The sequence below is a fragment of the Exercitatus varius genome (assembly GCF_029577735.1).
Classification (GTDB): domain Bacteria; phylum Pseudomonadota; class Gammaproteobacteria; order Enterobacterales; family Pasteurellaceae; genus Exercitatus; species Exercitatus varius.
The window spans coordinates 48,854-62,418 of sequence record NZ_JARQTO010000007.1 but is presented as its reverse complement, the minus strand read 5'-3'; the positions used below and the strand labels follow the sequence as shown (position 1 = coordinate 62,418).

14 protein-coding genes are annotated in these 13,565 nt (G+C 47.1%); 9 read left to right on the top strand and 5 right to left on the bottom strand.

All coding sequences use genetic code 11. The annotated features are described in order from the left end of the window. Positions 1-81: 81 nt before the first annotated feature. The gene (gene hemG / locus P7M01_RS06705; RefSeq protein WP_202936739.1) at positions 82-591 is read right to left on the bottom strand and encodes a menaquinone-dependent protoporphyrinogen IX dehydrogenase; all 510 of its coding nucleotides are present in this window, start codon (positions 589-591) and stop codon (positions 82-84) included. Beyond that, positions 591-2,012, bottom strand: a complete 1,422-nt coding sequence (locus P7M01_RS06700) for a TrkH family potassium uptake protein (RefSeq protein ID WP_394853231.1) — start codon at positions 2,010-2,012, stop codon at positions 591-593. The genes hemG and P7M01_RS06700 overlap by 1 nt, the downstream gene beginning before the upstream one ends. 360 nt (positions 2,013-2,372) lie before the next feature. Here P7M01_RS06700 and tusA point away from each other — a divergent pair, with 360 nt between their 5' ends. The 6 genes from tusA to P7M01_RS06670 all read left to right on the top strand — a co-directional run bounded on the left by tusA (position 2,373) and on the right by P7M01_RS06670 (position 7,264). Continuing rightward, a complete protein-coding gene (gene tusA / locus P7M01_RS06695; protein ID WP_317480243.1) occupies positions 2,373-2,612 on the top strand; it encodes a sulfurtransferase TusA in 240 nt (79 codons plus the stop codon). Between the two features lie 183 nt (positions 2,613-2,795). Continuing rightward, positions 2,796-3,065 (top strand): PTS sugar transporter subunit IIB, encoded by a 270-nt coding sequence (locus tag P7M01_RS06690; RefSeq protein WP_317477787.1) that lies wholly within the window; start codon positions 2,796-2,798, stop codon positions 3,063-3,065. Positions 3,066-3,095: 30 nt separating this feature from the next. Beyond that, the gene (locus P7M01_RS06685) at positions 3,096-4,460 is read left to right on the top strand and encodes a PTS ascorbate transporter subunit IIC (protein WP_317483561.1); all 1,365 of its coding nucleotides are present in this window, start codon (positions 3,096-3,098) and stop codon (positions 4,458-4,460) included. Positions 4,461-4,529: 69 nt separating this feature from the next. Continuing rightward, positions 4,530-4,943, top strand: a complete 414-nt coding sequence (locus P7M01_RS06680) for a PACE efflux transporter (RefSeq protein WP_317483560.1) — start codon at positions 4,530-4,532, stop codon at positions 4,941-4,943. A 54-nt stretch (positions 4,944-4,997) separates the two neighbouring features. After that, positions 4,998-5,618: a ribosome biogenesis GTP-binding protein YihA/YsxC gene (gene yihA / locus P7M01_RS06675; protein WP_317483559.1), complete on the top strand. Its 621-nt coding sequence runs from the start codon at positions 4,998-5,000 to the stop codon at positions 5,616-5,618. Positions 5,619-5,728: 110 nt separating this feature from the next. Then, positions 5,729-7,264 carry a YifB family Mg chelatase-like AAA ATPase gene (locus P7M01_RS06670; RefSeq protein WP_317483558.1) on the top strand — a complete coding sequence of 512 codons (1,536 nt, stop codon included), beginning with the start codon at positions 5,729-5,731 and terminating at the stop codon, positions 7,262-7,264. Between the two features lie 75 nt (positions 7,265-7,339). On the opposite strand, the gene asnC is transcribed toward P7M01_RS06670, so the two are convergent. Further along, positions 7,340-7,792 carry a transcriptional regulator AsnC gene (gene asnC, locus P7M01_RS06665; protein ID WP_202936731.1) on the bottom strand — a complete coding sequence of 151 codons (453 nt, stop codon included), beginning with the start codon at positions 7,790-7,792 and terminating at the stop codon, positions 7,340-7,342. Between the two features lie 186 nt (positions 7,793-7,978). On the opposite strand from asnC, the gene asnA reads away from it, so the two are divergent. The 3 genes from asnA to P7M01_RS06650 all read left to right on the top strand — a co-directional run bounded on the left by asnA (position 7,979) and on the right by P7M01_RS06650 (position 10,889). After that, entirely contained in the window at positions 7,979-8,971 is a 993-nt protein-coding gene (gene asnA, locus P7M01_RS06660) for an aspartate--ammonia ligase (protein WP_202936730.1), read from the top strand. A gap of 245 nt (positions 8,972-9,216) precedes the next feature. Beyond that, positions 9,217-9,555, top strand: a complete 339-nt coding sequence (locus P7M01_RS06655; RefSeq protein ID WP_202936729.1) for a P-II family nitrogen regulator — start codon at positions 9,217-9,219, stop codon at positions 9,553-9,555. A gap of 38 nt (positions 9,556-9,593) precedes the next feature. Then, entirely contained in the window at positions 9,594-10,889 is a 1,296-nt protein-coding gene (locus P7M01_RS06650) for an ammonium transporter (RefSeq protein ID WP_317483557.1), read from the top strand. Between the two features lie 64 nt (positions 10,890-10,953). On the opposite strand, the gene dusA is transcribed toward P7M01_RS06650, so the two are convergent. Then, positions 10,954-11,934, bottom strand: a complete 981-nt coding sequence (gene dusA / locus P7M01_RS06645; RefSeq protein ID WP_317483556.1) for a tRNA dihydrouridine(20/20a) synthase DusA — start codon at positions 11,932-11,934, stop codon at positions 10,954-10,956. A 144-nt stretch (positions 11,935-12,078) separates the two neighbouring features. Then, entirely contained in the window at positions 12,079-13,524 is a 1,446-nt protein-coding gene (gene xylB / locus P7M01_RS06640) for a xylulokinase (RefSeq protein WP_317483555.1), read from the bottom strand. Between the last annotated feature and the right edge of the window lie 41 nt (positions 13,525-13,565).

Genomic DNA, 13,565 nt, shown 5'->3' with positions numbered 1-13,565 from the left:
TTTTGACCGCACTTTATACCATCGCAAAAGTGCGGGCGATTTTTTATCTGTTTTTTCAATCGGTAAACGATTCGATTTGATTTAAAGTTCCGCCAATTCTGCGGCAAAAGCCGCCACTTTATTCCAATCCGTATATTCGATTTCAACCGTCGGATCCGTTTCGCCTCCCGTAAGTTTCATGATCAAGCGGATCATCGTTCGATCAAAAAAATTATAGCGCGGATAAAGTAACGCGCCGGCAAAAACGACGGAAAGGGTTGGTCGCCATGAAATCCGCTGCAAAAACTTACGCACGTAAACGTTGGTTTCCGGCGTGTTTTTTTCTTCCTTACGCGCGGTCAGATTCACACCGAAAAACGCCGTCGTTTTTTGATTTAAAAGTGCGGTCTGTTTTTCGATAAATTCGTAAAGCGCTTTGTGGAAATGTCCGTAGCGGACGGACGCTCCGATGACAATGCGCTCAAAATCGTTTAAATTTTTGCCCGCACTTTGTTCGAGAGAAACCACTTCGGCATGAATTTTCCGTGCGATAAACTCAGCGATTTTCTTGGTTTGTCCGTCACGGCTTGAATAAATAATCAAGGTTTTCATTATGTTCTCCAAAACGCCGGGCTGAATAACGCCAGTAACGTGAAAATCTCAAGTCGTCCGCATACCATCGCACCGGTAAGAATCCATTTTGCGCTATCCGGCACTTCTACAAAATTGTTGCTGACAATACCCATACCGGGACCTAAATTGTTCAAACAGGCCAGCACGGCATTGAATGCGTCAAAGGGTTCCAGTCCGCAGGCGATAACCGATAACAGGCAAATCACAAATAACAGCGCATAAGCGGAAAAAAACGACCAAATACTGGAAATGACTCGGTTATCTAAAATCGAATTTCCCCATTTTATCGGATAAACCAAATTGGGATGTACGAATAATTTCAGCTCGCGCAAACCTTGCAAATAAAGCACTAACACGCGGGCCACGCGTAATCCGCCTCCGACCGAGCCCGCACAGCCGCCGATAAAGGACGCAATAATCAGCAACATTGGGATGAAAGAAGGCCAGTGAGCAAAATCGGCAGTAGTGTAACCGGTGGTGGTTGAAATGGAGACCGCCTGGAAAACCGCTTGTTCCACGCTTGTCCACCAATGCTCGGACGATTGATGGCTGACTAACGCAAAAGTACATAGAGCGATAAGCACGATTTGGATCCGAATGAAAAAGCGAAATTCGGGATCCCGCAAATAAATTCTTAAAAAATGGCCCCCGCGGATTTCAGAAAAAGCACGGAAATGCAAAGCGAAATTACAAGCGGAAATCAGCAAAAACACCACGGTAATCATATTAATTGTCGGGCTGTTGAAATAACCCATACTGGCGTCATGGGTGGAAAATCCTCCAATCGACACCGTGGAAAAACTGTGACTGATAGCATCGAATCCCGACATTCCCGCCCAATAATAAGATAAAGCGCAAAGCGCCGTGAGCGAAGCATAAATGAACCATAACGTTTTGGCCGTTTCGGCAATGCGCGGCTGCATTTTTTGTTCTTTCATCGGTCCCGACATTTCGGCCCGATACAATTGCATGCCGCCGATGCCCAACAACGGAATAATGGCAATCGCCAACACGATAATCCCCATGCCGCCCAACCATTGCAAAAACTGGCGGTAAAACAAAATGGCTTTCGGCAGATTATCCAGCCCGGTAATCGTCGTTGCGCCCGTGGTGGTTAACCCTGAAAAGGCTTCGAAAAATGCCGACGCCGGCGTCAAATCCGGTTCGTCGAACAGCATAAACGGCAAGGCGGCAAGACTGCCCAATACCACCCAAAACGACACAACGATAAGAAAACCTTCGCGGGAACGCAATTCTTCCTTATGTAAATGGCAACTCCACCACAGGCTTGTTCCCACCGCCAGACTAATTACAAAAGACTGAATAAATGCCGTACCGCCGCCGTCGTCATACATTAACGCAACAAATGCCGGCGCAAGCATCGTAAAGGAAAAGCACATGACTAAAATGCCGACAATCCGAATAATGGTAAAAATATGCACAAAATTTCTCTATTTAATTTGATTCAATACCAATTGTCCCGCGAAACGCTCGGTTAATTCTTGGTTAAACGCCGCAAGTTTATCACCACTTATCGCCGGAATAAATTGCACATTTTGCCAAAAACACCGATTTTTAATCACAGTATTATATTTTCGCATAGACGCGGCGACCGATTAATTCGACCGTAATCTAATTTCTTCCTCAAAATCGCCCGCACTTTTCGGGATTAAATACGGCAAAAAACATCTTAATTTTTGACCGCACTTTACCAGAAAGTTATTATACGCGCTAATCGATAAAAACCCGAATTATACCCAATGAACAATATCACCATCCACCACACTCTCGATACCTCGGGGCTCCGTTGTCCGGAACCCGTGATGCTGGTACGCAAACAAATTCGTCACATGCAGGACGGCGAAATTTTACTTGTCATCGCCGACGATCCCGCCACAACGCGCGATATTCCCAGCTTCTGCCAATTCATGGAACATACGTTAGTGCGCGCCGACACGGCGCAATCGCCGTTTCATTATTGGGTGAAAAAAGGGAAATAAGTCACAAAATCACACGCATTCCGAAAAGAAACGCCCGTTCCGAGCCATTTTTAAATATGGCGATACGGCAATTCGATGTTGTGTGATCTTTCTCACAAAATCAAACGCCGCACATTGATTACCTTAGCGGATAGGTATAGATTGCTTTCATGACCATTTATCATTCTTACAAGGAGTAACGACATGAAAATTATGGCGGTGTGCGGACACGGAATCGGCAGTAGCTTTATGATGGATATGAACATTAAAAAAGTCCTGAAAAAATTGGGCGTGGACGCAGAAGTGGAACACACGGATTTAGCCTCCGTAAACGCAAATGATGCGGACTTATTTGTAATGGCCAACGATATTGCCGACAGTAGCGGTTTGCCTAAAGACAAAATTCTGGTGATAAAAAATATTGTCGGCACCAAAGAGCTTGAAGAAAAACTCTCCGCCTATTTTAATCAATAACATTACCTGTCGGGGATAAGGAGAAATCGTATGGACGGCTTACTCTTTTTTATTTTGGATATTCTGAAAGTCCCTTCCGTATTGGTGGGATTAATTGCCCTTGTCGGTTTGATTGCTCAGAAAAAAAGCCTGTCTGATACCATCAAGGGCACCGTCAAAACCATTCTTGGGTTTATTGTGCTCAGCGGCGGGGCGACGGTGTTGCTTACATCATTAACGCCGCTCGGCAATATGTTTGAACACGCCTTTAACGTGCAGGGGATTATTCCGAATAACGAAGCGATTGTGTCAATGGCTATCGAAAAATATGGTACGTCCACCGCACTTATCATGGCGTTCGGTATGGCGGCTAACATCATTGTGGCACGTTTTACCCGCTTAAAATTCATTTTCTTAACCGGTCACCACACTTTCTATATGGCCTGTATGATCGGCGTCATCCTGACCGTTGCAGGATTTGAAGGCGTACAACTCATTTTTGTGGGCGCGTTGACACTAGGATTGATTATGGCGTTCTTCCCGGCGTTAATCCATCGTTACACCCGCAAAGTAACCGGCACTAATGAGGTGGGATTCGGCCATTTCGGCACGTTAGGATATGTGTTGTCCGCCGTAATCGGCGGCATTGTGGGCAAAGGCTCTAAATCGACGGAAGAAATGGATTTGCCGAAAAACCTCAGTTTCTTGCGTGACAGTTCTATCTCTATCTCCCTTACCATGATGGTGATTTACTTCATTTTGGCTATCGCTTCCGGCAGTGAATATGTCACCGCTAATTTCAGTAACGGTCAGCATTATTTGGTTTACGCTATGATTCAGGGGATTACCTTTGCCGCCGGCGTATTCATTATTCTGCAAGGCGTACGCTTAATTTTGGCTGAAATCGTTCCGGCATTCACGGGCTTCTCGGAAAAATTAGTGCCTAACGCACACCCGGCGTTAGATTGTCCAATCGTGTTCCCTTATGCGCCGAATGCCGTATTAATCGGCTTCCTTGCCAGTTTTGCCGGCGGCGTCATCGGGTTAGCTTTATTGGGACAACTGAACTGGGTGCTGATTTTACCGGGCGTCGTTCCGCACTTTTTCTGCGGCGCGACCGCCGGAGTATTCGGTAATGCAACCGGCGGGCGCCGCGGCGCCATTATTGGTGCCTTCGCTCACGGTTTACTCATTACGTTCCTGCCGGTTTTCCTGCTTCCGGTGCTAGGATCTTTAGGTTTCGCCAATACCACATTTTCCGATGCTGACTTTGGCGGTGTAGGCATTGTATTAGGTTACATGGCGCAATATTTGTCACCGAATGTCATTACTGCGGTGATTGTCGGTATTTTTGCGCTGTTAGTGATATACAATTACACGGCCAAACAACCGCAACCGGTGGAAAACGACGAATAAATCGATATATTTCACAAACAAACTCCAGTAGAATAAGACTACCGGAGTTTTTAATTTTCTTTATCTAAAATGACCGCGCTTGAACGCCTTTTTCATGCGATTTTATTTGAATTTCTAGCAATTATTATTTCCATCTTTGCCGTCAAGCTTACGACCTCTCATCCCACGACCGAAACGGGTATCGTGATTGTACTGATTTCCGTTATCGCCGTATTCTGGAATATGTTGTTCAACTGGATTTTCGATAAATATTTCCCCGGCGCACGCGAAAAACGTCGCACATTATTACGCATGTTTCATACGCTGGCGTTTGAAGGCGGTTTATTAGCTTTCACTTTACCACTGGTTGCTTTCATCTTAAAAATCAATTGGTTAGATGCATTTATTATGGATATCAGTCTTACGTTATTGATTGTGGTATACACTTTTTTCTTTAATTTGATTTACGATCACCTACGGGCCGTAATTTTACGTCAAAGCTAGTTTTGGCATTTTGTCATTTATCGGGTATCCTTAGCGCAACTAAAAGGAAAGATTATGTCTGAAATTAAACTGAATTATCACAAAACCCGTTTTCTGACCAGCGCCGCAAATATCAAACAGCTGCCGGAAGATAAAGGTATTGAAATTGCATTCGCCGGGCGCTCCAATGCCGGAAAATCCACGGCACTGAATGCGCTAACCAATCAAAAAAATCTGGCGCGAACATCTAAAACACCGGGCCGCACACAGCTAATCAATTTGTTTGAAACGGCGCCAAACTGCAAACTGGTGGATTTGCCGGGTTACGGTTATGCCGCCGTGCCCGAACAAATGAAACTGCAATGGCAAAAATCACTGGCCGAATATTTGCAAAAACGCGAATGCCTTGGCGGTGTGGTGATTCTGATGGACATCCGACACCCGTTAAAAGATCTCGATCAACAAATGATAGAATGGGCGGTTTCCTCTGATTTAGCGGTTTTATTACTGTTGACCAAAGCGGATAAACTCAGTCAAAGCGAGCGCAGCAAAACCGTTAAAATGGTACGTGAAGCGATTCTGCCGTTTCAGGGCGATATTCAGGTTGAAGCGTTTTCGGCACAAAATAAACTGGGCATCGATCGCTTATCGGCCAAACTGGACGAATGGTTTGCCCCAAATTTTACGGCGGAATAACAAGCGACCGTACAATTTTGTGAACGTCATTCCAAATTGCAGTAAAACCTTTTCAAATTTGACCGCACTTTTCTTATAGTTCTCCGAAATCGTCGTTTTGGAGAATTTTTATGTCCCTCGCTATTGTTTACAGCCGGGCGTCCGTCGGGGTTCAGGCGCCGCTTGTGACTATTGAAGTGCATATCAGCAACGGCAAACCTGCATTTGTACTGGTCGGATTACCGGAAAAAACCGTTAAAGAAGCGCAAGATCGTGTCCGCAGCGCTCTGCTGAACGCCCAATTTAAATACCCCGCTAAACGGATTACGGTAAATCTTGCGCCGGCGGATTTACCCAAAGAAGGCGGACGCTTTGATTTACCCATCGCCCTCGGTATTCTGGCGGCATCAGGACAAATTGAAGCCAAACGCCTGCGCCAATTCGAATTTCTCGGAGAGCTGGCATTAACCGGCAATCTGCGCGGCGTACAAGGCATTATTCCGGCCATTCTGGCGGCACAAAAAGCCAAACGAAAAATGATTATCGCCGCGCAAAACGCTAACGAAGCTTCATTGATTTCTCATCAGGAAACCTATTACGCCAATTCATTACTGGATGTCGTACAATTTTTGAACAACCAGATGACATTACCCTCAGCCGATCAATTGACACAGCAAAGTGCGGTCAATTTTTTTAAAGGAAATCAAGCGGATTTAACGGATATTATCGGTCAACAGCACGCCAAACGCGCCTTAACTATCGCCGCGGCAGGACAACATAATTTATTGTTTCTCGGCCCGCCCGGCACCGGCAAAACCATGTTGGCAAGCCGTTTAACGGGATTATTACCGGAAATGTCCGATCAGGAAGCCATTGAAACCGCCGCCGTTACCAGTTTAGTTCAAAACGAATTGAATTTTTCCAACTGGAAACAACGCCCGTTTCGCGCTCCGCACCACAGCGCTTCCCTGCCGGCATTAGTGGGCGGCGGCACCATTCCCCGACCGGGGGAAATTTCTCTGGCCCACAACGGCGTATTATTTCTGGATGAGCTGCCCGAATTCGAGCGCCGGGTGCTGGACGCGCTGCGTCAACCGCTGGAAAGCGGTGAAATCATTATTTCCCGTGCTATGAGTAAAATTCAATTTCCCGCCAGATTTCAATTAATTGCCGCGATGAATCCCAGCCCTACCGGCAATTATCAGGGCACACACAATCGCACGACGCCGCAGCAAATTATCCGTTATCTGAATAAGCTTTCGGGGCCGTTTCTCGATCGTTTCGACTTATCCATCGAAGTGCCGCTGCTGCCACAGGGCGCGTTGCAAAGTAAAGACGAACGCGGTGAAACCAGCGCTGAAGTGCGGTCAAAAATTCTAAAGGTTCGGGAAATTCAATTGAATCGGCAAGGCAAAGTAAACGCTCACTTGGGCAGTAAAGAAATCGATCAATTTTGTCAATTAACCGAGGCGGACGCAGTTTTTTTAGAACAGGCGCTGAATAAACTTGGGCTGTCGGTGCGAGCATATCACCGAATTTTAAAAGTTTCGCGCAGCATTGCGGATTTAGCCGGCGAAGAACGGATCAATCACACCCATTTAGCGGAAGCATTGGGCTACCGTGCAATGGATCGACTGCTGATGAAATTGCACGACGGACGCGGATAACAACAAATTTGCCACGTGCGTTAACCGATAAATTAAAAAAAGCCTTTCTCATATGAAAGAAAGGCTTTATCGGAATTAAGGACGAATATCGCGCAAAATAGGATTCTGCATGGAAATCAATGTTTCGGTAGATTGAATTTCATCAATCAACTGAATTTTAGTCGCCAGTACGCTATGCAATTCTGCGATGGTGTGGGTCATCACTTTGATGAAAATGGAATAATTGCCCGTGGTGTAATAAGCTTCCACCACTTCATCAAAGGCTTCCAGCTGTTTAATGACTTTGTCATAATCTTTCGCCGATTTCAGGATGATCCCGATAAAACAGCATACGTCATAACCTAATTTACGTTCGTCAATCCGCACTTTAGTGCCTTCAATAATACCGGATTGACGCATCTTTTCCACCCGAACATGAATCGTGCCCGGGCTGACACCAAAGTTTTTCGCCATTTCCGCGTAAGGCGTTCGGGCATCTTTGGTTAATACACGTAAAATTTGTTGATCTAGCGCATCGATTGTCTGCATAACATCACCTCGTCACCTTATTAGGCTAAATTTTAGATTTTATTTAATTTTTAAATCGATTATTTAAATATATTCATCATTATAACATTTTTTAGTAAAAAGTGTTGAATTTAATTCTCTACCTGTTAAATAATATGTAACAAGCGTTAACAGTACGCAGCATTTTATTTATTCAAAGGTATTTTCATGAAAAAATCGTTTATCTTACAACAACAAGAAATCAGTTTTGCCAAAAACACATTTACAACAAAATTGGCCGAACATTTAGGATTAGTCGAAGTTCAGGGTCCAATCTTAAGCCAAGTCGGTAACGGGATTCAAGACAATTTATCAGGTAAAGAAAAACCCGTACAAGTTAATGTCAAAATGATTGAAGACGCCGTCTTCGAAGTGGTTCATTCATTAGCCAAATGGAAACGCCATACCTTAGCGCGTTTCGGCTTCGCGGAAGGCGAAGGTCTGTTCGTTCACATGAAAGCGTTGCGCCCGGATGAAGACAGCCTGGACCAAACCCATTCCGTTTACGTGGATCAATGGGACTGGGAAAAAGTGATTCCGGCAGGACAGCGCAATCTGGATTATTTAAAAGAAACCGTACGTTCAATCTACGCAGCCATTGTGGAAACTCAGGAAGCGGTAGAAAAAAAATTCGGGTTAAAAGCGTTCTTACCCAAAGAAATCACCTTTATTCACAGTGAAGATTTGGCACGAGAATATCCGCATATGACGGATAAAGAACGAGAAAACGAAATCTGCAAAAAATACGGTGCGGTATTCTTAATCGGTATCGGCGGCGATTTACCGGACGGCAAACCGCATGATATGCGGGCACCGGATTACGACGACTGGACAACGCCGTCCGAAGGCGAATATAAAGGCTTAAACGGCGATATTTTAGTCTGGAACCCGATTTTAAACCGCGCATTCGAGCTTTCTTCCATGGGCATCCGCGTAGATGAAACCGCGTTACGCCGACAACTGGCGTTAACCCATGACGAAGATCGATTAAACCTTGAATGGCATCGGGATTTAATCAACGGTCGCATGCCGCTTTCCATCGGCGGCGGAATCGGCCAATCCCGTTTAGCCATGTTATTGTTACAAAAACACCATATCGGTGAAGTGCAATCCAGCGTGTGGCCAAAAGCCGTAATGGAACAGTTTGAAAACATTCTCTAATAAAATCAATTAATTATGAATAATGATAATTTGACGCAGCATTTCGCTGCACATCGCCAAGAATACTAGCCGTCCGAGCATTTCCTCGGTGGCGGTATATGCCGAGGAAATTCTTCGTCTTTTCTGACTTTCTATTTCCCCTGCAAAAGTAAAAAAAGCACAATTTTGCCGTTGATTTCGTCAAGGGTACAGGATTCGTTTTGCTTTTTTTCAACCATTAATCATCAAAAGCAACAGGTGTAAATATGAAACAACTTACCGCTATTATTCAGCCTTTCCGTTTAGACGACGTACGCGACGCGCTCTATAACGTCGGTATTCATGGCATGACCGTAACCGAAGTAAAAGGTTTCGGACGCCAGAAAGGTCATACCGAACTTTATCGCGGCGCAGAATATGTCATTGATTTTCTGCCCAAAATTCAACTCGATATCGCATTAACCGATGACATGGTCGACTGCGCTGTCGACGCGATTTCTTCCGTCGCACGATCGGGAAAAATCGGCGACGGCAAAATCTTCATTAAACCGTTGGAACGCGTTATTCGGATTCGAACAGGCGAAACCGATGAAAGTGCGGTCTGATTTTTCATTGTTTTTTTCGGAATTTTTGAGGTAATAAGATGAAAAGACTTTCCTTAACGGCCATGCTTATGCTGCCGGGCGCCGCCGCGGCAAGCACCGCCGACTGGCTGCAATCGATCTCCGTCATCAGTGCGGGCGACACCACTTGGGTCATGGTTTCCACGATTTTAGTATTATTTATGACGATTCCCGGATTGGCATTATTCTATGCCGGCATGGTTCGCAAGAAAAACGTTCTTGCCACAATGATGCAAAGTTTCGCAACATGTTGTTTAATTGCAATTATTTGGGTTTGTTTCGGCTACAGTTTGGCATTCACGCCTAACATCGGGCTCATCGGCGGCGCGGATCGTTTCTTCTTAAACGGCCTGGATTTATTGACGGAAAAAGGTCTTGTCACGGTTTATCCCGGCGCAGCAAGCATTCCGGAATCCGTCTTTATGCTGTTTCAAATGGCGTTTGCCGTGATCGCCGGCGCCATCATTACCGGTGCCTTTGCCGAGCGAATGAAATTTTCCGCATTACTCTGGTTTGTCGGTTTATGGTCATTACTGATTTATGTGCCGACCGCACATTGGGTATGGGGGCCGGGCGGCTGGCTGGCATTAGACGGCGTATTGGACTACGCCGGCGGTACGGTAATTCACATTAACGCCGGCATTGCGGGTTTAGTGGCCGCCGTAGTCATCGGCAAACGGGTCGGCTACGGACGCGAATCGATGATGCCGCATAACCTAGTATTGACATTAATCGGCACCGCAATGTTGTGGATAGGCTGGTTCGGCTTTAATGCCGGTTCCGCCCTGGCGGCGGACGCACGTGCCGGCATGGCGCTTGTTGCGACGCAAATCGCCACCGCCGCAGCGGCATTAACCTGGATTTTCATCGAAGTCTGCCTTAAACACAAACCTTCGGCACTGGGACTGGCGTCCGGCGCCATCGCCGGTTTGGTCGGCATTACGCCGGCTGCAGGCTTCGTGTCGCCGCAAAGTGCATTAGTCATCGGGGCGATCACCAGCGCCGTCTGCTTTTTCACAGCCACTAAACTTAAATATTGGCTGGGTTACGACGATTCGCTCGACGCATTCGGCATTCACGGCATCGGCGGTATTGTCGGCGCGGTGTTAACGGGTGTTTTCGTGTCCACCGATATTTCCGCCACAGATACCACTTTATGGATTCAAATCGAAAGCGTGTTAATCACCATCGCCTACAGCGCCGTCGGCAGCGCTATTTTGCTGAAGTTAATCGACAAAACCGTCGGTTTGCGCGTCGGTTATGACGAAGAACGGCAAGGCCTCGATTTGGTCTTACACGGCGAACGGGTAGAATAAGGCTGAAAAGTGCGGTCAGAATTTTAAACGTTTTTCAAAAAATCTTTTAAATTTCGACCGCACTTTACGCGTCCACAAAGCTTAACGCAGCTCGCACCACTTCCGCATCCGCGCCCGGTTTGTAGGCATTTTCGCTGAGATAACGACGCCATTGGCGCGCGCCTTTGCAACCTTGGAATGCGCCCAGCATGTGACGCACAATGTGATTCAGATACACGCCCCGGCTCAACTGGCGTTCGATATAAGGCAACATGTTTTCTACCGCTTCACGGGCGCTGACAATCGGCGCCGACGGATCAAACAACGCCTGATCGACGGTTCCGAGCAACGACGGATTCTGATAGGCTTCGCGCCCCACCATAACGCCGTCCACCCGCTGCAAATGGGCGGTCATTTCTTCTAAGGTTTTTATTCCGCCGTTAATGCTGATGAAAACATGAGGAAAATCCCGTTTAAGCCGATAAACCCGTTCATAATCCAACGGAGGAATCTCGCGGTTTTCTTTCGGGCTGAGACCGGAAAGCCAAGCTTTACGCGCATGAACGATAAGTTCTCGGCAACCGGCTTCGGTCACTTTTTGTACAAAATCGCACAAGAATTCATAACTGTCCGACTCATCAATCCCGATACGCGTTTTGACGGTCACCGGAATCGAAACGGCCGCCTGCATTTTCGCCACGGATTCCGCCACCAAATCCGCTTTCGCCATTAAACAGGCGCCGAACATGCCGTTTTGAACGCGATCCGAAGGGCAACCCACATTCAAGTTCACTTCCCGATACCCTCGCGCTTCCGCCAATTTGGCACAATGCGCCAACTGCGCGGGATCGCTGCCGCCCAGTTGCACGGCAACGGGATTTTCCGCCGGCTCAAACTCAAGATGATCGTAACTGGCGTGCACAATTGCCTGAGTCGTCACCATTTCCGTGTAAAGCAGCGCATGGCGACTGAACTGACGGTGAAAATAACGGCAATGACGCGTCGTCCAATCCAGCATCGGCGCGACGGAAAAACGCCCGCGGTAAAAATGCGGTTGATTTTGCATAAAAAGATATCCTCGAAAAATTTTCCAAGGATTATACAGAACGACGAACGGAGAAAAAAGTGCGGTCAAAAAATCGCACGTTTTTTAAAAGCGAATTCTTCCTGCCGATAAAAAACGTGCGATTTTTTGACCGCACTTTAGCGTTTAAAGTCCTTTCAGCCGCTGATACAACGCCGCGTATTTCGCCCGTTTTTCCGCGTAATACGCGGTGCGTTCGGCATTCGGACGATAAATCGCTTCTAACGGCAAAGGACGGCAGAAATTCGCGATATCTTCATGAGGATTCAACGCAATTTGCGCCAATTTAGCCGCGCCGAGAGCCGGTCCCACATCGCCGCCGGTGCGATATTCCATGGTTCTGCCCGAAACGTCCGCCAGCAGTTGGCGCCAGTAAGCGCTCTTCGCCCCGCCGCCGATTAAAGCGATGTGATCCGCCGTCACGCCGGTTTCATGCAAAACGTCAATGCCTTCCGCCAGGGCGAAACTCACGCCTTCCACCACGGCTTTCGCTATGGAGATTTGATCGTCGTTATGGCTTAATCCCCAGAATACGCCTTTGGCATTGGCGTCGTTATGCGGGGTGCGCTCGCCGGAAAGATAAGGTAAAAAAATCGCCTCGGAATTGACCGCACTTTTTTCCACTTTTTGAAATAACGTTTGAATGTCCGCAATTCCTGCGGATTTTTGCACCCAATCCACGGCGGAAGCCGCACTTAAAATGACCGACATTAAATGCCAGCGGTCCGGCAAGGCGTGACAGAAACTGTGCACCGCTTTTTGCGGGTTCGCAGTGAATTTATCAGTGACCACGAAATACACGCCGGAAGTGCCCAAAGACAGCATAGCTTGCCCCGTTTTATACAAACCGATGCCGATAGCGCCCGCCGCATTATCGCCGCCGCCGGCCACCACCGGCACCGCATTCATTTTCCAGTTTTTGGCAAGATCCGCACGCAAATATCCCGTGATTTGATTACCTTCAAACAGTTTCGGCATATTGCTTTCGTCCAGTCCGCAGGCGTCGAGCAAAGATTTGTCCCAATTCCGTTCCGCCACATTCAACCACATGGTGCCGGAGGCATCGGACATATCGGATGCGTATTCACCGGTCATCATCAGGCGCAAATAATCTTTCGGCAACAACACTTTACTGATTTTTTCCGCAACAGCGGGTTCATGCCGACGAACCCACTTAAGTTTAGGCGCGGTGAATCCCGGCATCATTAAATTGCCGGTAATTTCGCGAGAACGGGGAACGCGTTTTTCCAGTTCTTCGCATTCGGCAAAACTGCGCCCGTCATTCCATAAGATCGCTGGCCGCAACACGTTGTTTTGTTTATCTAACAAGGTGGCGCCGTGCATTTGTCCGGTTAAACCGATGGCTTTTACCGCAGATAAATCCTGCTGCCGGGCAAGCGCTAACATGGCAAGATTGGCGGCATGCCACCAGTCTTCGGGATTTTGCTCCGACCAAAGCGGGTGCGGGCGGGAAATGGGAAGAGATTGTTGCGTGGCGGCAACGATACGTTGATTTTCATCTAACAGAACCGCTTTTACCCCGGAAGTGCCTAAGTCGATACCAATATACATAAAGGCTCCTTATTAAAAGTGCGGTCAAAAAAACAAAGATT